The sequence below is a fragment of the Desulfotalea psychrophila LSv54 genome (assembly GCF_000025945.1).
Taxonomy (GTDB): domain Bacteria; phylum Desulfobacterota; class Desulfobulbia; order Desulfobulbales; family Desulfocapsaceae; genus Desulfotalea; species Desulfotalea psychrophila.
This window is the reverse complement of the sequence record NC_006138.1, coordinates 185,366-209,919: the sequence shown is the minus strand read 5'-3', so window position 1 is coordinate 209,919 and position 24,554 is coordinate 185,366. Positions and strand designations below refer to the sequence as shown.

The window sequence follows — 24,554 nt, the reverse complement described above, 5'->3', positions numbered from 1 at the left end:
CTCTCCCCTCACTTACATTATCTGTACATATTGGTCGTAACGCCTGAGGTATATATTTGATAATGTAAGGAATGCTGTGATGATAAGTGGTCCGTAGATGATGCCTAAAATACCATAAACGGATATGCCGCCAATAATGGAAAGAAAGACCAAGAGGGTGTGCATCTCTACCTGTGAGCCCACGAGCTTAGGTTTTATCAGATATTCCATGCCGAGGGAGAGGACCAAGTAGGAAATGACAAGGCTACTGGCCGTTGCCGTCTGGCCATCGATGGCCAGGGCCAGGGCGGCGGGTAGCATAACCAGGCCAATACCAAAGATGGGGAGAAAGGCCAGTACCGACATGATGCAACCCCAGAGTATTGGCGAGGGGAGGTGCATTATTGAAAACAGCACTCCGCCTATGATGCCCTGAATAATTCCACAGATGCCACTGCCCTTGAGGATTGCGTTGGCAATTTCTTCAAACTTTTTTACCAGTAGTCTGTTCTCATCTTCTGGCAGGGGTGAGAGTTTGAAGAGAAACTCTTTGAGCCTTAGTAGATCCATAAAGAGAAAGAATATAACCAGGATCATGATGAAGAAGAGGGCGACGGACTGGAGGATATTAGCTGCCCAGGATGAGGCCTGGTCGTAGAGGAAAAGGCCACCTGCCTTGGCAAAATAGGCCAGGCTGGCCGTTATTTGGGCAGGTTGGAAATCAATGCCGAAATCCTTCAGTGGTGCCTGCATCCTGGTGATAAATTGGCTCTGTTGAATAAAGTCCTGAAAGCGCATCCATACTTGGCTGTCTCGAACCCAGTTGTAGAAGGAGAGCGCCTCGCCGGTGAGTGCTCCTGTAAAAAAAAGGAGTGGAAAAAAGACCAAGGCGATAATCATCAGGCAGGTGAGGCCGGAGGCAACGGATCTGGGTAGCTGTTTACTTAGAAAAAGATATACGGGCTGGAATATATTTACCAGAAGGAAGGAGAGGACAAGGATGGACCAGAATGGCCATAGAATTCTGCCCAAAAAGAAGAAGGCTATGGCAAAGACCAACAAAAAATACTTGATACGCATGGGGCCGGGAAGGGGCTTTCCGTCTGACTGTTGTGGCGGGAGTTGATTCATCTGCGGTCTTACTCGTAAATAAAGGTGAAAATATATCGGAGAGGCTAACTTTTTCGCCGAAACATTCGGGGAACTTTGCTAAAAGATGAATTTCTGGTAGGATGTTCACTCCTTATGTGAAGTATATATCGTATGATAAATTAAGAAAAGAAAAATAAGTACTGCCTGGAGGCCGGAGCTATGTGGGAAAATCTTGATGTTGCACTTGAAAAAGTATCTGTCGAAAATTTAAAGGAAAAACCTTCAAGTGAGAACCTTTGTTTTGGTAGTGACTTTACCGATCACATGTTTGCGATGACATGGAGCAGAGAGAACGGGTGGCATGACGCAAAAATTTGTCCATATCATAATTTGGTCCTTGATCCTGCGGCAATGGTCTTCCATTACGGCCAGGCAATTTTTGAGGGGATGAAGGGCTATAAGGGTAAGGATGGGCAGACCTATATGTTTCGTCCGACGGATAACCTTGAGCGGATGAATCAATCTGCAGTACGTCTCTGTATGCCCCGCCTGCCCGTGGACAAGGTGTTGAAGAGCTTGAAGGCCCTTCTCTATCTCGAAAAGGATTGGATTCCCGAGGCCCCCGGTTCATCTCTCTATATTCGTCCGACCATGATTGCGGTAGAGCCCAGTCTTGGTGTCCGTCCTTCCGAGAAGTACTACTTCTTTGTTATTATGAGTCCCGTGGGCGCATACTATAAGGAGGGTTGTAACCCTACCAAGATCTACGTAAGTGATGAGCAGGCCCGTGCAGTTCCCGGTGGCGTTGGCAATATTAAGACTGCCGGAAATTATGCAGCATCTCTCTATACTGCTGAGATTGCAAGGAAAAAAGGTTGTAGCCAAGTCCTCTGGCTCGATGCGAAAGAGTTTAAGTATGTGGAAGAGGTGGGCACCAGTAATATCTTCTTCCGTATTGGCGATGAGCTTATCACTCCTCCGCTTGGAGGTTCAATTCTTGGCGGTATCACCAGAGATTCTATTTTGAAACTTGCCAGAAGCTGGGGCCTCAATGTCTCCGAGCGCAAGATCACCATAGAGGAAGTTTTACGGGCAAGTGAAGACGGTACTCTGCTGGAATCCTTTGGCACAGGAACGGCTGCTGTAATCTCCCCTGTAGGTGAAATTGTCTATAAGGATAAGAGCTATATCATTAATGCTGGTAAGGCTGGAGAACTCTCGCAGAGACTCTATGCCGAGCTTCAGGGTATTCAGTATGGCGAGCTGGAAGATCCATTCAAATGGGTTGAGCGTGTGGGTTAGCATCTTCCTCTGATTTCTCTCATCTAAGGAATTGAAATCTAGTCTAAAGGCCCCTTCGAGATATTCGATAGGGGCCTTGTTTTTTTGTAAAACTCCCCTTGATTTTTATTAAACCGAACCTATAGTTTTTGCGAGTTTAAATGACTACCTAACGACATAGGTAACTATGATGAAAAATCGTCTAGATAGACGAGGATAACTAAAAACATATATGTAACGCAGGAGGCAGTAATGAAAATTCGTCCCTTGAATGATCGGCTTTTGGTGAAGAGACTGGCTGAAGAAGAGAAAACCGCTGGTGGTATCATCATTCCTGATAGCGCTAAAGAAAAGCCAGCTGAAGGTCAGGTTGTAGCTGTAGGACCTGGAAAGGTTAGCGACAGTGGTGAGCGTGTTGCATTGCAGGTAAAAGAGGGCGATCTTGTACTCTTCTCCAAGTATGGTGGAACCGATGTGAAGCTTGATGGAGAAGATTTTCTCATCATGCGTGAAGACGATATCCTCGGCATCATGGAGTAGTCATCAGTTTCCTGATGATACAGCTACACTGATTGTTTAGAAGTTGTTTGCCCCGCTGAGCGGAATATAAAATATTTGATCGTCCCTTTTGGGGATGGATTGACGGAGATAAAATAATGGCTGGAAAAGACATTAAGTACGGAGTGAAGGCTCGCGAGTCTGTTCTCATTGGTGTTAACACTCTTGCGAACGCAGTTAAGGTAACCCTCGGACCCAAGGGACGTAACGTTCTGATCGAGAAATCTTTTGGCGCACCTACCATTACCAAAGATGGTGTTTCTGTTGCTAAAGAGATCGAGCTTAAGGACAAGTTCGAGAACATGGGCGCACAGATGGTTAAAGAGGTTGCTTCTAAGACCTCTGATGTAGCCGGTGATGGTACCACCACTGCAACCGTACTTGCTCAAGCCATTTACACCGAAGGTGTTAAGCTTGTTGCAGCTGGTGGCAACCCAATGGAGATCAAGCGCGGTATCGACAAAGGTGTTGAGGCTGTTATTGCTGAGCTTCGTAACATTGCGACCCCTACCAAAGAGCAAAAAGAGATCGCTCAGGTTGGTACCATTTCTGCAAACTCCGATGAGACCATTGGTAACATCATTGCAGAGGCTATGGACAAGGTTGGTAAAGAAGGCGTTATCACCGTTGAAGAAGCAAAATCAATGGAGACCACCTTGGACGTTGTTGAGGGTATGCAATTTGACCGTGGATACCTCTCTCCATACTTCGTTACCGATCCAGAGCGTATGGAAGTAATCATGGACGATCCTTATATTCTCCTTGTTGAGAAGAAGGTTTCCAACATGAAAGATCTCCTCCCAGTACTTGAGCAAGTTGCCAAGATGGGTAAAGGTCTCTTCATCCTTGCTGAAGACGTTGACGGTGAAGCCCTTGCAACCCTCGTTGTGAACAAGCTTCGTGGTACCATCAATGTTGCAGCTGTTAAGGCTCCAGGTTTCGGCGATCGTCGTAAGGCAATGCTTGAAGATATCGCTATCCTTACCGGTGGTCAGGTTATCAGCGAAGACCTCGGCATCAAGCTTGAGAACGTAACCCTTAACGATCTTGGTACCTGTAAGCGTATCGTGACCGATAAGGATGCTACCACCATCGTAGACGGTGCTGGTGATGCTGCTCAGCTTTCTTCACGCGTTAAGCAGATCCACGCTCAAATCGCTGATACCACCTCTGATTACGATCGTGAGAAGCTCCAAGAGCGTCTTGCCAAGCTTATCGGTGGTGTTGCGGTAATTAACGTTGGAGCTGCAACCGAGATCGAGATGAAAGAGAAGAAAGGTCGTGTTGAAGATGCACTCAACGCAACCCGCGCAGCGGTTGAAGAAGGTGTTGTTCCTGGTGGTGGTGTTGCTTACATGCGGTGGCTTGACGCCCTTGAAGCCCTTCATCTTGAAGGCGAGCAAGAGCTTGGTAAGAAAATCTTATCCGTGCCCTTGAAGAGCCTGTTCGTCAGATTGCCAATAATGCTGGCCGTGAAGGTTCTGTTATTGTTGATGCAGTTAAGAAGCTTGAAGGACCAAACGGTTTCAACGCAGCTACCGAAGTTTACGAAGACCTTATCGCTGCAGGTGTTATCGATCCTGCCAAGGTTACCCGTACAGCCCTGCAAAACGCAGCTTCTGTATCCGGTATGCTTCTCACCACCGAGTGTGTGATTGCAGACATGGAAGAAGATGGCGGCGCAGGAATGCCTCCAATGCCTGGTGGAATGGGCGGAATGGGCGGAATGGGCGGCATGGGCGGCATGATGTAATCAGCCGTACCTGAAGCACATTTGCTTTAGTTGTACCTGGGGGGGACCGGCTTTATGTCTGTCCCCCCTTTTTTTGTACCCTCTCTGCTTCTCCCCTTGTCCGTGTCGGTTCTTTTTTCTTGTCGGAGAGATCTCTTCGCTGCCCTGTCGCATCTATCGTTTTATTTCGCAACAATAGTGGCTTAGGCAGGCCCTCCTTTTGTCTCAGGAAAAAAGGCCCTGGAAAACGAAATTTAACAAAAGAAACAGGGAAAATATGTTGACAGCAAGAGGGTAATTAAGTATAAAGTCCTTGCTTCACAGCGCGGCGATGTAGCTCAGTCGGTTAGAGCATACGGCTCATATCCGTAGTGTCCGGGGTTCGATTCCCTGTATCGCCACCAAGTTATTCCAAAGGGTTACAGTCATTCGGCTGTAACCCTTTTTTTGTGTCTTTTGCTCGTGTAAGCACTATGTAAGCAGATTGGATCAATGTTTCGAGCAGCGATCCCCGCCCACCCCAAGAGCAAACGAAGAGTTTTTACCTCCTGTGCCACCAATCCCCTGTTTCATCTCCTCTTGAGCTAGATACGGCTCAACCCCTTCTTTGAGGTAGAGTCTTTCTCTCTCTCTCCGTCTCATAAAGACTCAGTAACTTTTATTCTTTTTTAAAAACAAAGACTTGAATGAAATAGTGGAATAATGTCTATTGCTCCTATCATATAGACGCCTCGAAATCAAGTTGGTTGTCATCCATGTTTGTACCACCCATTTAAGGAGAAAGAATATGTCAGATGTCGCTATTTCTATTAAAGCAAACCTCAAGAATGTTAATGGTAGTGATCACATATACCCACCAACATTTGCAGGTGTAGGTCACAACTTTGTTGCTTTAGATAAAGGGACGGGCAAAGCTAAGGCTGTGCAGGTTGATTCTGTGGGATCATTTGCAAATCGTATTGAAGCAGAGCTTGCCGCTCTTGGCATCCTTCCAGAGATAACAACATCTGTTGCCAATCAAACGCTCTCTGTGAATGAGTTGCCTCATAGGATATATGATGCCATTCTTCGTGACTCCTTTTTGGGGGAAGACTCATGGAGAAATTCTGATATAGGACATCAATTACTCAGTAGTACCACAAAGAATGCAACTGCTCTTTTACTTATGCTCCATGACACTTCTTTAGGTGGCTGGGATTCTCATGCTGGAAAAAGTGTAAAAGGAGTGAAGATATCTCGATCAGTGTCATGCGAAATATGGGGATATGATGTTTTTGTGGCTCAGCATACAAGCCCAAAGAATTGACCCCCTTGGGGATCAAAGCTAACTCTGCCCCTCCATTCATTGAAGGATGGAACAATTACTCCCGATCCAGAAGGTGGTAAAACCCTTCTAAATTGGGGCATAGTGATATTCCAGATACAGCGGATAAAGGTGTCTTTGCAGGACGTATAGAGTTAAACGGAGCAATATCTCTGACGCGGTTAAGCCGCTATAGTTTTCCTGATGAAGCTGGTACATCTAGCCCAGAACGAGATCAAGCAGGCCGTGAGGTACTCATACAGTTAGCTTTACTAGGAGTTTCTCTGGTCATGGACAAATTAGATTTACGTTCTGGTTGTGAGCTTTATACAGCTAGTCGTGAGTCCTATGTTTTAAGATCGAATGGCGAGCAGGTAGCATTCAATCTTCCTTCGTCAACCGCTAAGCTAAAAGAAGCATTGGCTGTGGCAAAAGAACATGGTCTTTCTTTTAACCAAGAGCCGATATGTTTGACGGCTGGGAGTGCTCTGGTGGGTCTTCTTCCACGAGGAGAGGAATGAGTGACTTTGCGGCGCAGATAGAATTTCTGGTTAAGCCGCAGTTATCAGATCCAGCATCACCTCAAAGAGGTGAATGGCCTCCGGCCCCAGATCGAAAATTTCAAGCCATGGTCGCAACAGCCGCTGAAATAGGCGAAGATCTGGAGGTGTTAAAGTACCTTGAATCGCCTCCTTTGATGCAATTTGAAGAAGCATTGTGTCCTAGAGCCCCGCTGCAATATGTGCCGGAAAATTTTCGTAGAGGAAAAGATTATCATACGGGTACAGCAAGACATCTCCCAGTTGTTCATCCAAAGAATAATATCGTGAGTTATCTTTGGAGAGATGTTCCCGAAAAATGTATTGCTCCTCTTACAAAAATTGTTGAACAACTGACTCACATCGGCAGAGCCACAAGTCTTGTTATCGGAAGGGTTGTTCCTGCTGATAGTGTTAAGTTTAATTGGGTACCAGATAAAGATGGAGGTTTACGGGTTAGGACTCCATATACGGGTAGGTTGCAAGAACTTATAGCGCATTTTGAAGTAGGTGCGAGAAGCCCTGCTGCGCCTTATACCTCGTATAGAGAAAAGAAGACTCTTGTCTCTAATGAAAGATGGGGGGAGCTTTTTGTACTACGTCCTCAAAGACAGCTTGATATCCACCAAACAACGTATTGGACAGATAAGTTACGGAGGGCAGTTATAAGTCAGGCTGAAGATTCATCCTTGCCACCACTTGTACATGGTCACGGAGATTATCGTCATGTTGCTTGGGCGGCAATTCCTGATGTTGGTCATAAGTATGCAAAGGGACATATCCTAGGGCTAGGTTGTTGGCTTCCGTCAGACGTAAGTGACTTAGAGGTTGGAGTTGTAGGTGCATCTTTGATGAGGGTAAGAAATCTTGGAGAGGTTGAGCTAGAGCTAGACAATGTTGGTTTGAAGGGTTTACAAAGTAGTGCTTGGAATAAGGCCTCAAAATCTTTTGCAACTGTTACCCCTGTAGCTCTTGATCGTTGGCCTACAAAGAAGGTTTCTCCTGAAAGCATTGTTGCTGAAAGCTTGGCTAAAATGGGCTTACCTTTGCCTGCGTACATTTCTTGTGGCAATACCTCCCCGATAAAAGGCACTATAGATGCAAGAAAATATCCCTCAAGGAAGAACAGGCGATATATGTGCCATGTCGTTATAGTATGGTCATCATATATAATAGGGCCAATTATAATCGGTGCCGATCGGTATTTTGGCAGTGGTTTATGTAGACCCTTTTACTCAGAGGAGCTAAACAATGTCTCTCAAATTTGATGAGTGGTATCAGGGAAAACATGGATATAGTCCATTTCCTTGGCAATTGTCTCTTGCAGAAAGGGTGTTAGCAGGTCAACCACCTGAGTCGATATCAACCCCTACTGCTTCAGGTAAAACCGCCATAATCGCTGCCTGGCATTATGCTGTGGAGATTGGAGCGAAAGTCCCTACTCGCCTTATTTATATCGTGGATCGTCGCCTTATTGTAGATTCTGTTACTGAGTATGCAGAGAAAATCGGTTGTACCGTAATAAAAATGAGAGGTGGAGTAACAATTGATGACTCGTGGATGCTGAATCCACATGAGCCTGTTGTTATTGTTTCCACAGTAGACCAAGCTGGTTCACGTCTTTTATGGCGCGGGTATGGTGTCAGTCCGAAGTCAGCTCCTATTCACGCTGCTTTGATTGGGAATGACGCGATGATTGTTTTAGATGAGGCGCATATCTCTACCCCATTTGCGGAGACTTTAAAGCAGATTATGAATCTTCGCCCCCCCTCAATATTACCCTGGCACGTTGTTACAATGACAGCGACACCTGTAACAGATGACAGGACTATGACTTTGTCTGCTAAAGATTATGCTCATCCTGTCCTCAAGAAAAGATTAGCCAGTAAAAAGATTGTTAAGTTGGTCAAACCATCGGACGAGCAATTTTTGTCAACAATGGTGAAAGAAGCGAACCTTCTAATGGCGGATGTAAAAGGCGTTGTGGCCGTGGTATGCAACACCACTAAACATGCACGAGCAATTTTTGCTAAATTGCCAGGCGAGAAGATTCTCCTCACAGGTCGCGTGAGACCAGCTGATAAAGATGAAATACTTAATCAATACCTTCCGCAAATGCTCAGTGGTAGTAGAGGACGAGGGAGGCAGCCTCTTTTTGTGGTGGCAACACAAACCATTGAGGTGGGGGCGGATTTAGATTTTGATGCCCTTGTAACTCAAAATGCACCAATTGATGCCTTGCAACAAAGATTTGGGCGACTAGATCGGCTTGGAGAATTACAGGCATGTCAGGGGGCGATTGTTTATCTTGATCTGGGAAAGGATCAGGATTGCAAAGTTTATGGGAAGAAAATTCTAAAAAGTACATGGTCATGGCTCAAAAAAATACAACACGGTAAGGGTAAAAATAAGCGGGTTGATTTTGGCGTACTTGCAATAAAAAAAGCTATAGAAGCAAGCAGCCCCCCAATGCGAGAAATTTCCCTTCCTTTCCCTTTGAGTCATACAGATCTTCGTTGTTTGAGGCAAACCATGCCATCTGTCGATATGGATATTAGTCCTTGGCTCCATGGTGACGATAAAGACAATATCACTGTTCAGGTAGTGTGGCGTGAAGACCTTCCCTGTGAAACTGAGCAATGGGTTGAAATTGTTCAAGCAGCACCTCCAGTAATGGCAGAAGCTATGCCATGTCCTATTTATGAGGTTGTACGTTGGCTAGGGCGTCGGTCTGTTGTTGTAGGCGATAGGGTTGTAAGGGGTGACAGCATACGCGGTGGGTGTATGATTGTCATACCGACGCGGTATGGTGGCTATGATGAGTGGGGATGGATGCCTCAGAAATGTGACCCTGTTAAGGATCTAGGTAATCAAGTAGGAGCAAAGTTTAGATTAGTAGGAGCAGGTGAAGATTCTGACATTCCCGAGCTTCTCAAAGAAGCCAATGCACCTTTTGTGAAGCCTTTAATCACCTTTTATCCAGCAGGAGTTATAGTTACAGAAACTCCACGAAGAAAACGATCTGGTGATGAAGTTGCTTTGAGTGACCACTTAGACAATGTGTTTGAAGTCGCAAAAAATTTCTCAGCAGATGAGGCTGTTCGACAAGCAGCCCGCTTGCATGATATCGGCAAGCAAGATCCTCGGTTTCAAACTATGCTTGGAGCATGTTCCACACCCTTGGCAAAGTCAAATCACATTTCTCCATGGGCAGCGAAGGTTGCTCGTAGTATGTCCGGTTTGCCCAAGGGTTGGCGGCATGAAGTTGCATCTGTATCAATGTTGTCAGATGAGGTGAGCGACTTGTTGAAGTATCTTGTTGGGACTCATCATGGATACAACAGAAGTGTCTTGTCAATAAGCGGAGACTTTGCCCTGTGGCATAAAGCAGGGGGATCAGATTGGGGAAGTATGACCTGTAGGTTGAATGAAGAATATGGGGCATGGCAGTTGGCATATCTTGAGGCAATGGTTCGGCTAGCAGATTGGGTACAAAGTAAAAGTGAGGAATAACGTGCAATATAAAATGCAAGGTTTATTTGAGACAAATGCTCAGGCTTGGATGGCGGCAGTGGGGTGTTTTTCAATTGTATCTCGTATGGGGCATAAAGCTCATTTATTGTGGGAGCATCAGCATCCTGTTTTACTTGGTGTAGATGAAAATATTGTTTTAGAGAGCTTGTCAAGGTATCTCGCAGAGGGGAGTTCTCTTTTGGAGGAACTTCCCAAAAGTAAGACAGCAGAAAAAATACCGTTAGATCTCACAGCAGGAAGAGTGAGTTTTAGCAATGTTATTACAACAATGCTGATAAGTGTTACGCGAGATGATATTTTAAATGCCCTCAACCTCCCATGGATGAACGAAGATAACATAACAAGTCTGGGTTGGGATGTTGGTGCTAACAAAATGGCCGCAAAAGTTGGTGGTATGAAGGCGCCAACATCTTCTCCACATCGCGGGGTTATTGCTGGGCAGTGGCTTGCCGCAGAAGCACTCCCTGTTACGAGCTTAGGTGTTAGAAAGGGATTTTATCAGTGGGTAACATGGTCAGTTCCTTTAGACATAAGTGGGGTTTGGGCAGTTGTACAATCAAAGAGTACTGAGTGGGGGGGGGATCTTTATGAGGCTACTATTCAGCGCAACGGTCAGATGGGATATTTACTGCCTGCGCGAAGGTCTCACTAGCAAGGAAAGTGGCCTTGTTCGCACTTATTGATATTATAAAGGATTTTCTGTTTTCGCATATATTCACAGCAACTTGTAATGTTCTTCTGAGTGTGTTCGCGGAAACACCTTGGATGAATATGTGTTTTTAGCATGTTAGTTAACTGGCAGTATCAATCACCTCGAAAGGGGTGACTACATTGAAGCTGTTTATCACTGTCCTCAAAATCAGTTTGAGCTGGTATCAATCACCTCGAAAGGGGTGACTACATTGAAGCAAATCAACACAGCCCCACAAACATCGACCGAGGTTGTATCAATCACCTCGAAAGGGGTGACTACATTGAAGCGACCCGATACAAGTGACGTATTGCCCGATCATCGGGTATCAATCACCTCGAAAGGGGTGACTACATTGAAGCATCAAGGGATCTACCGCTATCAAGGCGATAGACAGTATCAATCACCTCGAAAGGGGTGACTACATTGAAGCAGGATAGAACTCGTAGAGTTGCCATTCGGCCCATGTATCAATCACCTCGAAAGGGGTGACTACATTGAAGCCACCTATTACTCTGATGATAAGCCTGTCTGTACGTATCAATCACCTCGAAAGGGGTGACTACATTGAAGCAGTTTGTTGCAAGCGGAATGGATTGGGACGACGAGTATCAATCACCTCGAAAGGGGTGACTACATTGAAGCCCCTACTCTCGGCCCGGCTCCTACCTTGTCGACGTATCAATCACCTCGAAAGGGGTGACTACATTGAAGCAGTTTGGCGTCTATGACCTGACCGATCTCGGGAAGTATCAATCACCTCGAAAGGGGTGACTACATTGAAGCGATCAACCGCCGATGCTCTTTCCTGTGGCAAACGGTATCAATCACCTTGAAAGGGGTGACTGCATTGAAGCAAGGACTGTTATAACGGTCGGCCTGCAGGTCTGCGTGTCAATCACCTCGCAAGGGGTGATTACATTGAAGCGCCAAAGATATGCGCTATATCGACCTGAAAAAATGTATCAATCACCTCGAAAGGGGTGACTACATTGAAGGACCCTGCAGGAGCATATGAGCAACCCTGAGCGAGTATCAATCACCTCGAAAGGGGTGACTGCATTGAAGGATCTTGGTAAGGGTGAAATTGGAGTAGGTTGGGGCCTTGTTGCATAAATCATGAGAGAAGAAAATCAGTTCCTCTCTGCTCCATTCCATTTTACTAAAAAACCTCTCGAACAGGTATTCCGAAAGCATTGATTTTGTTCAAAGCCTTGGACGCAAGCTGACTTACCTGTTTGGCCGTTGTATTCGCGAAGGTTCAGTTTGTCGCTGATCAACTGCTTGTAGCGATACATCGCCGTTTCAGCCAGTGACCTTTGATGGGGGGTCCTGTGCTTTTCTTCGGCCTTGCTTAAAATCCATAAAGAGGCGTCAAGCACTACCCGGAAAACTTCAATTCGCCTCGCGCGCGCACAACGATTCCTGAAGGTTGTTGTCGTGGATTATTCAGAGTTAGTGTTAACGTTAGAGGGCAATCCCGGTCTTAGGTAATTAAGCCCCAAACTTTTACCCCCCCCCTTCCACCAGGACAAGTGAGTAAAGGAGAGTAGGGAAGCTCAGGCTATAGTATTGTATATCCCCTTACTCTTATGTCATTTTGTGCTTTCTATATGTGTCGTGGTGAGAATGCTTCCCATGTGGTGACGGATGGTGACGCTTTTTATAACATGGATATATTTATGAGAAAAAGAAGATTTTGAATTACTGAACTTTATTTTTTCTGAAAGTTGGGTAATGTGGAAAAACCCGTCACCACCCGTCACCACCCGTCACCCATCACCATGTGCCCACCCGTAAATAGGAAGGGAAATGGTGCTGATGCCCAAATGTGGGAAAGCTCAGTCGTATAATAATGGGGACCATTTCAGTAACCCAGGTCTATATGACGAAGTCAATACGCGTTCATCAAGAGAGAAGTTCCCCCAACAGATCGGCAGCACTACCAGGGAAATTGTTGGCCATGGCAATCCCTGTGACAAGCCTAGCCTGTTTATTCCGTTTGCTGCCAAATCCAAGGCGTGTGAGCCTGTCTCTGAAACTCTTTTGGCTCAACATTTTTCGTATACCGTTCGTCTCTGCCCATGATCGATATGCTCTGAATAGCGTTGAAGACTCAATTTCCTCGTAAGGCGATTTTTCACAGCAATCCTCAACGAACTGCTGAACCTGATCTGCTTCAAGTCGCCATTCTTCTTTCGCCTGTTCACTGCTGTCAGGCTTTGTAAAACCATTCAAAACAGCATTAGCGTAAGCATGGAGAGCCAGATTCAGGATGCCTGGCAATTCTGCAAACAATTCATCCTTGAGCTTCGGGTTCTTTTCCTCGTCTGAGAAGACGCGGTTGAATTTCAGGATCAAGGCGCGCCTGAACAGCGCCTCCGAAAAGTCACGGGTATGTGGCATATGATTTGTCGCAAACCAACACGTTACATGGGGCCGCATGGTGAAAGGGTCTTTGAATTTGTTCTCGACCGTCGACGGTTCACCTGAGACAATCCCTTTTAGCTCTGCATCGGCAATGACCTCGCCTTGCTTGATCTCCGTCACGATATTGGCGAGTTTATGGCGCATGTGCCCTCGCTGAAACCGGTTGTCGAACTGGCTTGGCTGAACCCCTACTGTGTTTTTCGGCCCGACAATGGCCTCTAGTAGCGAAAGAAAAACGCTTTTACCGTTCGCGCCAGTACCTATAAGGATGACGAACAGTTCATACGAGCAGTGGGCCACCATCGTGTAACCACACATTTCCAGCAGCGCTCTTGTCTTGTCTTGGCTATCCTCATCAGTTTCGAATATCTCATTCAAGAACTGTTTAAATCGTGGTGCAGTTGCAGTAGGGTCAAACTCGACAGGAATCTGACTAGTCCGATAGGCCAGCTTATCATGAGACTTCGGCTCCCACGAACCGGTTTTGTGATTTAGGTGCAGTTCCCCGTTAAGGCAGTTAATGACATTCGGATCACCAATATTGAATTCATGATTCGCCCGATACACGTCATTTGTGAACACCTCTGTTGCCCCCACAACCCACTGAGACATAACCCGCATCTTCCCCTCTATCAGTTTCTGCAATCGGTGCTTAAGTTCGCCTTTTCTCATCGGCTCCCATACTCCTTTTTCTCGCCATATAAAAACTCCATCCTCGCAGTTCAGTACGTTCTCTTTACCGATCTCTTCCAGGAGCTTACGTGCGATATCGAGGTGATCCAAATCCTTGGAATCCACTTGACCCTTGCGTGTGTACGAGCGCATGGCCTGCAGGGGCATCCCTGTGTTTTTCTTGATTTTGCGCAAAAGTTCCTGTTCCTCGATTGAGTCTAGGGCTGTCGCAAGTTCGAGAATATCTTTCATGCCCTTTGTATCTCCTGCCTTCAGGGTAGCTGCGCGTTCAAGCAGTTCGCTAAAGGATGGTGCATGTTCTTCCACCGGCTCTTCCTGTCGGCCGGTCAAGTGGTGTATCTGGCCACCATGAAGGAAAGAGTGGATGAGTGGCTTGCCGGTATCAGCGTTGGCGTAGAACATTGCCCGATTCAACCCTTCTTCACGTTCAAGCGGGTCAGCACAGGGCGTGCCGTCATATTTGCTTCTGTCCGCAAGCATTTCTTCCACCGTGGCCGTGCTACCGTTCTGGAAATAAATGATATCCTCTGGGCTCAAGTGTCCGTTACATCGCAAGCGGACAGTCTCTTCAGCATGCTCAACATCGACACCAGTTTTCTCTGCCAGCTTGATAGCTTCAACTGACATGTACTGTTGTCTGATTCTGTCAGCTTCCGCGTGGACTTCTTCTTTCGCAACCGAAACGGTGGCCTCATACAGCATGTTTTGCGCTTCAGTTAGCGGTGTAAACTCTATCATGCCCACACCTCCAATCCTTTGCGGTACACAGGTTCCGGCAACCGTTGATTGCAGTCAATACAGTCGGCCCCGGCTACGAAATCCAATCGTTCCGGGGAGAAAACTGTCAGATCGAAGACGGTCCGGGTAAGTAGTGAACCGGTTCGGCTAATAAAGATGTGGCCGTGGCCTGCTAACCAAAGTTGCCTGGACAGCCAGTCAGCAAATTCCGGTAATTTATCTGCAGGCTCAAACGGGAAGTACAGGTGGAAACCGGCTCCAATTCCCGTCAGCTCATTTTTGTTGTTATCAAAAATGCAGGAACTCGTTGACGGCGTCCACCATGTCGACAGGCGGCGAAAATCAGGGCAGACACTATATATAATGTCAAGCAACTCATCTGCGCTCAACGTTTTCTGCCCAGGTTTCGGGTCGTGGTCGAACATGCCGATACCGGCACCTGTTGGATAGTGGAAATATTCCGATGTCCTTGTGATTGTGTCCGGCTCCCCGTTAAACTTGGCTCTTGAGGTAATGTTGGCTTGGGGATAATCACTGACGCCGTGGCAGAGGGCCTGATTATTCTGCAATGTCCGCAGAAAAGGGCCAAACTTCCTAAAGGGCATGGTAACCCTTTTCGTTACACCTCTGACGAGATTTGCAGCAGGCTTCTTGATGATCCCGCCTTGGCCATCTGGCCGGATCGTCTTTGTCAGTGGGCCGTCGTGGTTGGTGATGATTGTGAAAGCAATGTCTGTCGTCGGCTCGTCTGCTTTCGGGTGGGGAAAAATACGTTGCCGCTGACTGGCTGCAGGATTGTCGGTCGGTCCTTGCTGATTGTCAGGAAAAGAACTATACTTGGCTTGTTGATTTGAAGCGGTTTCTCCCATGGCGCCAACCTTTTGGGGAGGGACCGCTTTTCTTTTGGTATTCATGAAATCACCCTTTTAGTTGATCGGGGGTGATTGCTGGCCAAAGTAAGCGCCCGTTTGCCAGCTTTAATGGCTTCATACCTAAGAAATGACCTTTGGTGCAAAGGTTCCTGCGAACTGTATCAGGTTTCACTCCGAAGATTTCAGAAAATTTGTTGGTGGTAATGAATTGCTTAGAGCAGGATGCTTTCTTCATGGCTTACCTCATAATTTTGGCTCGTGGTTATTCACGATTTGCCATTGTTATGAGGTATGATTACTTGCAATGAGTGGGGAATACAGGAGACATTAATAAAGAAAAAAAGGCTATTTATGTACGAGGTTTTTTAAGCGCCGTTCTGGATTCTCGTGTGGAATTCCTAACCCTTCGAGGCAAATTGCCAATATCTGGCTAAGAACCCCTTCTCTCCATGTCGATGGTTTTTTATTGAATACTTCTGCAAAAGCGTCTGCAATAGCTTGCGCAAACCCCCCTTCTGTTTCTACTCTGCCACGTCCAGGCTTATCGGGCTGAAGATCTCGCAGTACCCCTAGAAGAGACTCCAGTGCCTCCTCTGCGCGGCGGGCACACACGGGGAGGTCGCAGTATGCCTTTTTGTTGATATGTTTGTCAGCATAATGTCGTGATTTTTCTTCTTCACTGTGGCAAACCCCTGGAACTGATTTTATGTGTTCTATAGGTAGTCCTTGTTTTTGTAGCAATTTTAACTGACTGTGCGCTTTTTCCAGTATCGGGAGCTTATCGTCGATCTCTTTCCGTATTTGATGGTCTCTTTTCTGTTTTAAAAATACGCCGTAATCAGTACATATCTTGGCAAGCATACTTGTGAATAAGTTGACTTCACTAACCGGATATTTCTCTAAGATATTGAAGATCCTTTTCTCTTCATCATCGGAAAAATGAGCAAAATAACAGCTTATATACTTCCTCGTACCGATCACTTCTCCGTTATCATCTGGCCAAGGAATCTCTGAAACAACGGGCATCCACTTCATATCCCTATCTCCTCTTAAACGATTTTTACTAATCGAAAACCTGTTTCTTGATCCGCTCCAGGCACTTCAACTCCAGCCTCTTCCAATATCCAGGCTTCAATCTTGATGTGCCATTTGCGGAGCAGGTCAACAGGTCGCTTCTTGTAATGTTTTTCTGCTGTGGCTGATGGTTCGTGCCCTTGGATCTGGTAGACGATCCCAACCGGCGTTTCCAACCACTCCGACAAGGTGGAGAAGGATCGGCGTAACCCATGTAGAGTAATGTCGTCAATCTCAGCCCTGCTCATCATCTTTTGAAAAGCTTTGGTGGGGCTTTGTAGGCGGCCTTCTTTCCCACGCGTTGAGGAAAAAACCCACTCATTACGTCGAGGCAGTTTGGATAATAGGGCTGCAACATATGGGGTTAGTGGAAGGTCTCTCGGCACAGCGCCTTTGCCAAGGATGTGTACTTTTTTCCAGCGGAAGTCTACGTCAGACCATTTAAGTGAAAGCAGCTCCTCACGTCTGGCACCTATAAGGAAGAGCATTTGGACGTATGCTGATAGAACTTTATTTTCATAGCGCCGTACTGAAGCAAACCAGACAGAAAGCTGCTCTCGTTGCAGGGCGTCGTCCCGTGAGTTCTTTTTAGTCAAGTTGTCTTTCTTGATTTTGGCAGAGCATGCATTAGGGGGAGCAAGGCCGTGGTAGCGTTTGTCAGCTTCGCACCAATTCAGGAAGGTTCGAAGCATTTCAAAAGCTCGTCTGGTTTCTGTCGGGCGCTTGGGCTGTTCATCTGCCAACCATTTTTTTATAGAATCGGCTGTCACACTTGAAAGAGGTAGGTTGGCAATACTGGCTAAGGGGCCCGCTACAGTCAGGCCTTTGCCTCTCTTTTTCTGTTTGCCGCCTGGAGAGATAATGCGCTCATGGTCGGAGTAGTATTTTGTTGACCAGTTTGGGCGACGTTCTTCCATGTAGGTTGGCCATGCTTTGCCAATAGTCACATCTTGTCGTTTCCTTTCTTGTCTCTCCGTGGCTTCGTTCTCAGCAGTCCGTTGACGTGCTTGGCGTGGATCTATCCCCTCGGCCACTTGTGCCGCATAACGCCTGGCCACATTGCGTGCATCTTCCAGGAGGACTGAATCACATCCGCCTATCTTTATTCTGAAAGTAGATGGTTTCAGGATGCCATTTTTATCAGGCATCAGCATGCGACTTTGGAAGATGAACACTTTTGCGCTTCCAGTGATACGTACCCCCAGGCCCTTGGCATCTTCATCCCAGAGAAAAATCTGTTTTTTATTAGGTGGGAGCTTAGCGTTTCTAATTCTATTTAATGTCAATCGTGGCATGGCCGGTTCCTCTGGAGCTAGACACCGTGTAAGCACTGTGTAAGCACTATGTAAGCAAATTTGGTCAATATTAATCAATTTGTAGATGTTGATTTGTATGTGTCGATTCTGTATTTATACCTGAAATTAGGTGTTAAATCAATATTAATCAATGTTAATCAAAACAGCATACGATACGGCTCATATCCGTAGTGTCCGGGGTTCGATTCCCTGTATCGCCACCAAATTAGAAAGGTCAATATTACTCTTTGAGTGATATTGACCTTTTTTTTTGTCCTGTGAACTGGTAGGCAATGTGGCAATGTGGCTGTGTAACTACTATGTAAGCAGATTGAAGGAATGTTTCGAGCAGCGATCCCCGCCCCACTCAAGGGCAGACAAGAATTTTCACCCTCCTGTGCCACCAATCCCCTGTTTCATCTCCTCTGGAGCTAGATACCCGCTTCTGTAGATTCCCTCTCCTTCAGCAAGCAGCAAAAGTTTAAAAGCCAGTTCTGTTAGCTCGGAGAGGCCCCGTGAGCGGCCTACACCGTTTGGGCGCCCTGTGTCTCCTCCGTGTGAAGAATCATGCGCTTTATCGGCATCTCTACCTGCAGCACAGCACCCTGCTTGCTCCCATACTCTTTTCTTCACCACGCTGGCCTCATTCAATAAGCTGTCACCAGCACAACTCTTTCCTATATTTCAATCCTGCTAGCGCCTGTGCCTCTCTTTTTCGCCATTGTCCAATGTTGCTCTGCAGAATTTCCGATAACCACTCATAGGCCCCCAACACGTACATCTAACAATCCTTAATCATTGCTCATAACAAAGAAATAGTGTAGGAAGATGATTGGAGATCGTCAATACACCCCTTTGTAAGGGGGAGTAGCCGTGGGCGTTTAGGTTGGAGTGCTGTAAGTTGATCGGTAAGGCTGGAAGGGATCTGGATTATGTAGGAGATATCCAGTTAAAAACTGGGTGTCATGGATGAAAAAGCGTTGTCAAATTGTGTTTTGCGATGATATCAGGAAACCGGATAATAACTTGTTATGCATTTATCACGAGGCGTAGATGAAACTTTACAAATTCAGATCATTAGATAACTTAGAGTTTGTTTTAGATATTCTATTAAACCAAAGACTGTACTGTTCTAGTTATGATTCTCTAAATGACCCTCTTGAGGGGCTTTTTTATACAATAATTAGTCCCCGGGGCAACCAAAAGAGGGTTAGGCAATATAAAAGCATTGATGATCTACCAACGTTCAACTCTGATCTGAAAATATGTAGCTTATCAAAATCACTTGAGGACATAAGGATGTGGTCACACTATGCAAATGGACATACTGGTGTGGCAATAGAAATTGAGTTTTCTGATTATGAGGCTGATGTTACAGAGGTGAATTATGATAGTGGCTTGAAAAAGCATGGGACAACCATCCTTGCAGGTGCAACTCCTAATGAAGTTCTATCATATAAAACAGAGCATTGGAGGTATGAAAATGAATACAGAATCATCGGACAGGACGAATACTACCCAATTAAAGGGCGCGTTACTGCTGTGTATTTTGGAGTACGAGCCTCCGATTTTCATAAAGATATATTGAAAAAGTCAGTGTCTAATAATATTAGCCTGTTAGAAACAAGACTTGATAGAAAGAATATTGTAGTGAGGGCTGTGAAATAAACATGCATAACAAGGTCCTTAACCGGAACTAAAACAGTTGGTTATGTTTTGTGCCTCAACAATTATAACCAACTGATCTTATCTCATTTTGAACAGGCCATATGAGCATTCCCCCCCCTAAGTCATTAATCTGCCCTTTGGTATCATGGGGCATTGCGCTTCTCGTAAGAATTATTAAAAGGCTCAGGGGGGGGGCAGTTTGCCAGCTTTTGAATCCACAGCAGAAAGAGACGGAGTAGTCTCAAGGGTAGCAGGGTGGGAATAGTATTCTTCTAATGCTGGCGTGCCCTTGCTTACCGTAGCTTGCAAGATAAGATCATCTTTCATCGCGCCGATTGTATTTGATGGCATTATCTTTTGCTAAACTAATAGGATATTTCTCCGCATTTTTCTCTAATTTAGCGAAGGTAGCCTCTTCGAGGTTAATATCCAGTTTATCAGCGATCCTCAGGAGGTAGAGTTGTATATCGGCAAGCTCCTCTGCCGCCAACTGCTTATCCTTCGCCTTGATATTTTCTTTTTTTGATTCATCTTCTGTGAGCCATTGAAAAATTTCTAAGAGTTCTCCTGCTTCGCCTGCCAGGGCCATGGCAAGATTTTTGGGACTATGAAACTGATCCCAATTACGCTCTTGAGCAAAGACACGCAGTTTTTCCTGGATAAAATTATGATCCATACTCAACACTCCAATTAAATATATATGTCTGAGGCTGAACGATACCTTTCACCTGAGAGGTGCCGACATTCCCTGAACTCTTCAGTTATTTCAGCAAAGTCCTATGATACATGTCTGGTACAACAAAGCCTATTCGTAAGATAGAAAAGTTTGTGATATCTCTGGAGCAAAAGCCATCAACTTTTAAGGGGGAGGAGGGAGGGGAGATCCTGCAGCTGCTTACAGTTTGGCTTACTTATTCATTTAAGAAAAAAATGAGAATAAGATTCTTTACTACAAGAATATTCTAAAAAACGGTGAACTCATTTCTCTACCATGCAAAGGCATTGTTGCTGAAGAGAAGGTACTTCCCAAAAAAAAACAAGGCGTAGCCGAGCTAATGATCAGGACAGGGCCTGCCCTAAGGGTGGGTCAGTGATGTTTTTGGAGCAAATTCCCGGATAAATCCGGCCCAGATATAGGGGACATTGATCAGTTCCATGCCTATCGTTTTGCTGATCCCCTTTTCAACTGTCCACTTGGGTATGGCCATCATTTTGAAGTTTTTTCCATTTCCAGAGACAACCAATGAGAGTGTCTTCGCACTGTGATCGAGTTTTAGAGGAATGTCATCTAGTAGTATACCAAAACGGGAGATATCGCTTACATACCCTGAAAAGAAGCCACTGCCATCTGAAATATCGAATCTTAGGTTTTTCCCATTCATTCGGGGGTAACGTCGTTTATTCATTTTTTATCTAATTGCCCTGGAAGAGAGTTTTTGTTTCACCGCTGTTTCAGCTATTGGGGTGGTCCTGTTGTGTCAGATCATTTAGCTGAAATGTTACGGTAATCTTTGCCAAGATACCAGCATTTTACGTTTCACTCCACTCCTTTTTTAGTCTCTGGTCTGTCCGGGCTCCGCGACTCTTAGGCGTTCCGCTGAGTAGCTATCTTGAGCTTTAGCTTGTCGCCTATCTATCCAGAGTTTCATCTTGAAGGCTATGTGGCTCAGGTTCGCTATAGAGCTTCTCTCTCAGCTTGGTTTGTTCGGTGCTTGAAATTGATCCGGGGCAGTTGTGGACTCGGTGCAGTGGTAAGGGGTAGGGCGGCTACAGTTTTAAGCTATTTTACAATGTATCTTGTTCCTGCCATGGAAAAAACATTAATCTGGCCATTGATATTATGGGGTGCAAACGGCACCACCTACCTGGAGCGTGATTGTGCCGCTTGCATTAAAGCGGGGCAATAATGGTAAGAGACTTTAATAAGTGCTGAGCAAAGGGGCTTGACGGGCGAGACGCCTTGCGCTCCCAAAGGCCATTATTTAAGGGCCAAAGAAGGGGCCGTCTTCTGTTAGCAGGCAGGTGAATGGCATGGTCCAGTGTAAAAAAAATGGATGATATGAAAAATTCACCGAGGTGCCCGCTCAAGGCCTCATCTATTGTTTAGGGGACAGGGCCGTTCCCTAAGGGTGGCCCTGTGCTTTTTTTTGATCAAATTCCCGGATAAAGCCGGCCCAGCTATAGGGGACATTTATCAGTTCCATGCCCATCGTTTTACTGCCCCCCTCCTTGACCTCCCATTTTGGTATGGCCATCATTTTGAAGTTTTTTCCGTTTACAGTAACAACCACCGAGAGCGTCTTGACATCTTGATTGAGCTTTATCGCAATACTATTTAGTTGCATGCCGAAACGGGAGACATCGCTTATGTACCCTGAGTAGAAGCCTCTGCCATCTGAAATATCGACCCTTAGATTTTTCCCACCCATTCGGGGATAACGTCGTTTATGCATTTTTTCTCCAATTGCCCTAGAGGAAACTTTTTGTTTCACCAATGGCTGAGACAATGGTGTCGCTTGGCGACTGGGGCACTGCTCTAGAACTGCTCTCCTTTGATGTTTTTTTGTAGCTGGGCAATTTCGAGCCCTAAGGAGAGACACTGTTGACCCTCCATGCAGTGGTCTGCATCCGGCATTTCGAGAAAGTGATTTAGGCTATGCTCTCCCTTGTTAAGGTGGACCAACCATCTGTTCTCTTTATCATCTTTTGTAACAGTGATATCGATGCCACAGGCACCAAGCTCTGGATGGAGGGAGGTTATTTTGTTGCATAGCTCATTGGCATTAAACATATTATCTCCTGATGAGAGGGGGAACGAAGGGATTAAAAAAAAGTGGACAGGGGGGCAGTTTCCCCCTCTGTTCACGGGTCTAGTAAAAAGGGTTCGGGCTATACTTCTTGCCGTCAAAGGTGGTAAAGAAGATACTCGGTGGCTTCGGTAGGCCAGCGATCTTCCAGGCTCGCATGGGGTCGGTGAACTCGCGGGCCACACAGTCCCTGCAGGTATCACCGGTTTTCTTGCAGACCTCGGCAAGGATGGGGAAGTTATGGTTTTCGGTATAGTACTTGCGCATGAAGTTGATGATATTCATCTTCTCTTCGTTGAGTTCTGTGAAGCCTTCATGTTCAGCGATGATCATTGCCACCTCCTTGTTCCAAACCTGGTCCTTGTCAAGAAAACCGTACTCGTCAAGGATGATAGTGGTATCGCCTGATCTTAAGGTAGTCATGGTTGCCGCCCCCTTTTTAAGAGCACCCCTCACCTTGGCTAGAGTGCACCCTATTTTATCCTGCAGGAACCCGGGGAAAATGTCTACTTTCGCCTGAGTCATATCTTATAGTGTATTCTTCCCTGCTTGAAATTCAAGATATTTAAGAAAAGGTGGCCTGGGAAAATGGCGTGATGGCGGTTGGATGGGTGTTTCTTTGCCAGATGGTGGAATCCGGGAGATGGTCTTTTGAAAATGCGCCCTGATCTGCTTTCTTTTGGGCGCAAATATGAGAGGGCATTTTTTTCTTGGCAGGAGGATGGATTGTACCCATCCTCCATTGTGGGTAGTTAACCGATAGGTTTTACTGTCTGGCCAGTCTGAGGTTTACGAAGTGTTCTGCATGGGTTGTACGGTAGGGGTTGATATCGAGTCCGCCCCGGCGGGTGAACCTGGCATAGACTGTCAGCCTGGCGGGGGCGCATCTGTTCAGAATATCCATGAAGATGCGTTCAACGCAGTTCTCGTGAAAACCCTCGTGCTGGCGAAAGGAGATGATATAGCGGAGAAGTCCTCTCTGGTCGATGGCCTTGCCCCTGTAGTTAATGATTACCGTGGCCCAGTCTGGTTGTCCGGTTACCGGACAGTTGGTGCGCAGGAGGTTGGTATAGAGCTCTTCCTCTGTCTCTTCCGGGCCCGTGCTCAGATAATTGGCCGTCGGCCTGTAGGCATTGATCTCCTCCTCAAGTTCAAGGTCGTCTATGCAGCTGCCCTCAGGCGCAGAGATTGTCACCTCGGTAAACTCTTCCGGCGTGAGGATTTTTACTTCCACCTCTGCGCCAGCCACCCGGCTGAGATCCTCTCTGATGATCTCTTTAACTCTTGCAGTTGAGGTAAAGCGGGTGAGATTAAAGGAGTTGAGGTAGAGCTTCAGTGACTTGGACTCGATGATATTTTCACTGGTGCAGGGGAAGGTGATCTCGCCCAGGGCAACGCAGGGCTTACCCTTACTGTCCAGCCAAGAGAGCTCGTAGGCATTCCAGATATCGGGGCCGCTAAAGGGCAGGTCGTCGGCGAGACCGAGGCTTTTTCTAGCCTCTCTGCGTGCGACAGGGAAGAGGTGGCTGGGGTCGTAGGTTTCACTGTGACCGACCTGCTTGCCGAGAGGAATGCCTGCATTTATGTTTTCTGTCATTATCTTAAACCTATACCAGATATTTTGTTACATCGAGCCCTTCGGGGTGGCGCAGGGCCTCTTTTCTCTCATCACAGGCCGCGCAAACGCCGCAGTGCAACTCTCCGCCCTTGTAACAGGTCCATGTCTTGGCAAAATCCAAATCAAGTGTTCTGCCAAGGTCGCCGATATCTCTTTTAGTCATTTCAGAAAATGGGAAGCGGATCGCTACCTGTCCGTCTGTTCCTAGATTAACGGCCTCGGCAAAGGCGTTGTTGAACTCCGGTCGGCAGTCGGGGTAGATATGATGATCGCCTGAATGGGAGCCAAGAAGTACCTCACCGGCCTGTACCGATTCAGCATATCCGGCGGCGATGGCGAGCATGATTCCATTTCTAAAGGGGACCACGGTGCTCTTCATGTTCTCTTGCCCGTAAGCGCCGTCCGGAATCTCTTCCCCGCCTGTGAGGAGGCTGGATGAGAAGAGCTCACCTATAAAGGGAAGTTTGATGATCTGGTGCTTTATGGCAAACTCTTCACAGAGCCCCACGGCCATGGGCAGCTCTCGATCATTATGTTTTGAACCGTAGTCAAAGCTGATGGCCTGGGCAGTTTTGCCCTCTTTTAGGGTCTGGGCGAGAAGTACGGCCGAGTCCATTCCGCCGGATAATACGATAATAGAATCAACCATG

Annotated in this window: 20 protein-coding genes, 1 tRNA gene, 2 pseudogenes and 1 CRISPR repeat array; of the genes and pseudogenes, 10 read left to right on the top strand and 13 right to left on the bottom strand. The window is 46.4% G+C overall.

Annotation, left to right across the window (positions count from 1 at the left end):
- Positions 1-12 precede the first annotated feature (12 nt).
- On the bottom strand, positions 13-1,110 hold the full coding sequence (locus DP_RS00970) for an AI-2E family transporter (protein ID WP_011187438.1): 1,098 nt from the start codon (positions 1,108-1,110) through the stop codon (positions 13-15).
- A 180-nt stretch (positions 1,111-1,290) separates the two neighbouring features.
- On the opposite strand from DP_RS00970, the gene DP_RS00965 reads away from it, so the two are divergent.
- The 9 genes and pseudogenes from DP_RS00965 to DP_RS00925 all read left to right on the top strand — a co-directional run bounded on the left by DP_RS00965 (position 1,291) and on the right by DP_RS00925 (position 10,670).
- On the top strand, positions 1,291-2,373 hold the full coding sequence (locus DP_RS00965; protein ID WP_011187437.1) for a branched-chain amino acid aminotransferase: 1,083 nt from the start codon (positions 1,291-1,293) through the stop codon (positions 2,371-2,373).
- Between the two features lie 231 nt (positions 2,374-2,604).
- Complete coding sequence (gene groES, locus DP_RS00960) at positions 2,605-2,892, top strand: co-chaperone GroES (protein WP_011187436.1); 288 nt, start codon at positions 2,605-2,607, stop codon at positions 2,890-2,892.
- Between the two features lie 116 nt (positions 2,893-3,008).
- Positions 3,009-4,663 (top strand): annotated as a pseudogene (gene groL, locus DP_RS00955) (chaperonin GroEL).
- Positions 4,664-4,969: 306 nt separating this feature from the next.
- Positions 4,970-5,046 (top strand) — tRNA-Met (locus DP_RS00950).
- 383 nt (positions 5,047-5,429) lie between these two features.
- On the top strand, positions 5,430-5,948 hold the full coding sequence (gene cas7g / locus DP_RS00945; protein WP_011187434.1) for a type I-G CRISPR-associated RAMP protein Csb1/Cas7g: 519 nt from the start codon (positions 5,430-5,432) through the stop codon (positions 5,946-5,948).
- Positions 5,949-6,040: 92 nt separating this feature from the next.
- A complete protein-coding gene (locus DP_RS18170; RefSeq protein WP_011187433.1) occupies positions 6,041-6,466 on the top strand; it encodes a hypothetical protein in 426 nt (141 codons plus the stop codon).
- Positions 6,463-7,752 (top strand): type I-G CRISPR-associated protein Csb2, encoded by a 1,290-nt coding sequence (gene csb2 / locus DP_RS00935; protein WP_041277462.1) that lies wholly within the window; start codon positions 6,463-6,465, stop codon positions 7,750-7,752. The genes DP_RS18170 and csb2 overlap by 4 nt, the downstream gene beginning before the upstream one ends.
- Positions 7,736-9,997 carry a type I-G CRISPR-associated helicase/endonuclease Cas3g gene (gene cas3g / locus DP_RS00930; RefSeq protein WP_011187431.1) on the top strand — a complete coding sequence of 754 codons (2,262 nt, stop codon included), beginning with the start codon at positions 7,736-7,738 and terminating at the stop codon, positions 9,995-9,997. The genes csb2 and cas3g overlap by 17 nt, the downstream gene beginning before the upstream one ends.
- Position 9,998: 1 nt before the next feature.
- Positions 9,999-10,670 (top strand): hypothetical protein, encoded by a 672-nt coding sequence (locus tag DP_RS00925; protein WP_041277461.1) that lies wholly within the window; start codon positions 9,999-10,001, stop codon positions 10,668-10,670.
- Positions 10,671-10,819: 149 nt separating this feature from the next.
- Positions 10,820-11,778: a CRISPR direct-repeat array (repeat unit 37 nt; unit sequence GTATCAATCACCTCGAAAGGGGTGACTACATTGAAGC).
- A gap of 93 nt (positions 11,779-11,871) precedes the next feature.
- On the opposite strand, the pseudogene DP_RS18410 reads toward DP_RS00925, so the two are convergent.
- The 5 genes and pseudogenes from DP_RS18410 to DP_RS00895 all read right to left on the bottom strand — a co-directional run.
- Positions 11,872-12,034 (bottom strand): annotated as a pseudogene (locus DP_RS18410) (IS5/IS1182 family transposase); the annotation flags it as partial.
- A gap of 583 nt (positions 12,035-12,617) precedes the next feature.
- Positions 12,618-14,570, bottom strand: coding sequence for a DNA primase family protein (locus DP_RS16430; protein WP_049784969.1), 1,953 nt, complete (start codon positions 14,568-14,570; stop codon positions 12,618-12,620).
- Positions 14,567-15,484, bottom strand: coding sequence for a hypothetical protein (locus DP_RS00910; RefSeq protein WP_011187423.1), 918 nt, complete (start codon positions 15,482-15,484; stop codon positions 14,567-14,569). The genes DP_RS16430 and DP_RS00910 overlap by 4 nt, the downstream gene beginning before the upstream one ends.
- 303 nt (positions 15,485-15,787) lie before the next feature.
- The gene (locus DP_RS00900; protein ID WP_011187422.1) at positions 15,788-16,477 is read right to left on the bottom strand and encodes a hypothetical protein; all 690 of its coding nucleotides are present in this window, start codon (positions 16,475-16,477) and stop codon (positions 15,788-15,790) included.
- A 14-nt stretch (positions 16,478-16,491) separates the two neighbouring features.
- The gene (locus tag DP_RS00895; protein WP_041277459.1) at positions 16,492-17,811 is read right to left on the bottom strand and encodes a tyrosine-type recombinase/integrase; all 1,320 of its coding nucleotides are present in this window, start codon (positions 17,809-17,811) and stop codon (positions 16,492-16,494) included.
- Between the two features lie 1,053 nt (positions 17,812-18,864).
- On the opposite strand from DP_RS00895, the gene DP_RS16425 reads away from it, so the two are divergent.
- Positions 18,865-19,479: a DUF2971 domain-containing protein gene (locus tag DP_RS16425; protein ID WP_011187419.1), complete on the top strand. Its 615-nt coding sequence runs from the start codon at positions 18,865-18,867 to the stop codon at positions 19,477-19,479.
- Between the two features lie 316 nt (positions 19,480-19,795).
- Here DP_RS16425 and DP_RS00880 read toward each other — a convergent pair whose 3' ends face one another.
- From DP_RS00880 to queC, 7 genes are all read right to left on the bottom strand, one after another.
- Positions 19,796-20,155 (bottom strand): nucleotide pyrophosphohydrolase, encoded by a 360-nt coding sequence (locus DP_RS00880; RefSeq protein ID WP_041277457.1) that lies wholly within the window; start codon positions 20,153-20,155, stop codon positions 19,796-19,798.
- Positions 20,156-20,555: 400 nt separating this feature from the next.
- Positions 20,556-20,885: a PilZ domain-containing protein gene (locus DP_RS00870; RefSeq protein ID WP_011187417.1), complete on the bottom strand. Its 330-nt coding sequence runs from the start codon at positions 20,883-20,885 to the stop codon at positions 20,556-20,558.
- 717 nt (positions 20,886-21,602) lie between these two features.
- Positions 21,603-21,908, bottom strand: coding sequence for a hypothetical protein (locus DP_RS00865; RefSeq protein WP_156792170.1), 306 nt, complete (start codon positions 21,906-21,908; stop codon positions 21,603-21,605).
- A gap of 107 nt (positions 21,909-22,015) precedes the next feature.
- The gene (locus DP_RS00860; RefSeq protein ID WP_041277453.1) at positions 22,016-22,270 is read right to left on the bottom strand and encodes a hypothetical protein; all 255 of its coding nucleotides are present in this window, start codon (positions 22,268-22,270) and stop codon (positions 22,016-22,018) included.
- Between the two features lie 79 nt (positions 22,271-22,349).
- A complete protein-coding gene (locus DP_RS00855) occupies positions 22,350-22,709 on the bottom strand; it encodes a TusE/DsrC/DsvC family sulfur relay protein (protein WP_041278152.1) in 360 nt (119 codons plus the stop codon).
- 343 nt (positions 22,710-23,052) lie between these two features.
- Positions 23,053-23,883: an NADPH-dependent 7-cyano-7-deazaguanine reductase QueF gene (gene queF / locus DP_RS00850; protein WP_011187413.1), complete on the bottom strand. Its 831-nt coding sequence runs from the start codon at positions 23,881-23,883 to the stop codon at positions 23,053-23,055.
- Positions 23,884-23,893: 10 nt separating this feature from the next.
- On the bottom strand, positions 23,894-24,553 hold the full coding sequence (queC, locus tag DP_RS00845; RefSeq protein WP_011187412.1) for a 7-cyano-7-deazaguanine synthase QueC: 660 nt from the start codon (positions 24,551-24,553) through the stop codon (positions 23,894-23,896).
- Between the last annotated feature and the right edge of the window lies 1 nt (position 24,554).

What these genes read in the sequence shown, in the direction of transcription:
- DP_RS00880 (WP_041277457.1), bottom strand. Translation starts at nt 20,155, where the DNA reads ATGGATCATAATTTTATCCAGGAAAAACTGCGTGTCTTTGCTCAAGAG.
- DP_RS00870 (WP_011187417.1), bottom strand. Translation starts at nt 20,885, where the DNA reads ATGAATAAACGACGTTACCCCCGAATGAATGGGAAAAACCTAAGATTC.
- queC (WP_011187412.1), bottom strand. Translation starts at nt 24,553, where the DNA reads ATGGTTGATTCTATTATCGTATTATCCGGCGGAATGGACTCGGCCGTA.
- DP_RS00970 (WP_011187438.1), bottom strand. Translation starts at nt 1,110, where the DNA reads ATGAATCAACTCCCGCCACAACAGTCAGACGGAAAGCCCCTTCCCGGC.
- groES (WP_011187436.1), top strand. Translation starts at nt 2,605, where the DNA reads ATGAAAATTCGTCCCTTGAATGATCGGCTTTTGGTGAAGAGACTGGCT.
- cas3g (WP_011187431.1), top strand. Translation starts at nt 7,736, where the DNA reads ATGTCTCTCAAATTTGATGAGTGGTATCAGGGAAAACATGGATATAGT.
- DP_RS16430 (WP_049784969.1), bottom strand. Translation starts at nt 14,570, where the DNA reads ATGATAGAGTTTACACCGCTAACTGAAGCGCAAAACATGCTGTATGAG.
- queF (WP_011187413.1), bottom strand. Translation starts at nt 23,883, where the DNA reads ATGACAGAAAACATAAATGCAGGCATTCCTCTCGGCAAGCAGGTCGGT.
- DP_RS00965 (WP_011187437.1), top strand. Translation starts at nt 1,291, where the DNA reads ATGTGGGAAAATCTTGATGTTGCACTTGAAAAAGTATCTGTCGAAAAT.
- DP_RS00860 (WP_041277453.1), bottom strand. Translation starts at nt 22,270, where the DNA reads ATGTTTAATGCCAATGAGCTATGCAACAAAATAACCTCCCTCCATCCA.
- DP_RS00855 (WP_041278152.1), bottom strand. Translation starts at nt 22,709, where the DNA reads ATGACTACCTTAAGATCAGGCGATACCACTATCATCCTTGACGAGTAC.
- csb2 (WP_041277462.1), top strand. Translation starts at nt 6,463, where the DNA reads ATGAGTGACTTTGCGGCGCAGATAGAATTTCTGGTTAAGCCGCAGTTA.
- DP_RS00895 (WP_041277459.1), bottom strand. Translation starts at nt 17,811, where the DNA reads ATGCCACGATTGACATTAAATAGAATTAGAAACGCTAAGCTCCCACCT.
- DP_RS00865 (WP_156792170.1), bottom strand. Translation starts at nt 21,908, where the DNA reads ATGGGTGGGAAAAATCTAAGGGTCGATATTTCAGATGGCAGAGGCTTC.
- cas7g (WP_011187434.1), top strand. Translation starts at nt 5,430, where the DNA reads ATGTCAGATGTCGCTATTTCTATTAAAGCAAACCTCAAGAATGTTAAT.
- DP_RS00910 (WP_011187423.1), bottom strand. Translation starts at nt 15,484, where the DNA reads ATGAATACCAAAAGAAAAGCGGTCCCTCCCCAAAAGGTTGGCGCCATG.
- DP_RS00900 (WP_011187422.1), bottom strand. Translation starts at nt 16,477, where the DNA reads ATGAAGTGGATGCCCGTTGTTTCAGAGATTCCTTGGCCAGATGATAAC.
- DP_RS16425 (WP_011187419.1), top strand. Translation starts at nt 18,865, where the DNA reads ATGAAACTTTACAAATTCAGATCATTAGATAACTTAGAGTTTGTTTTA.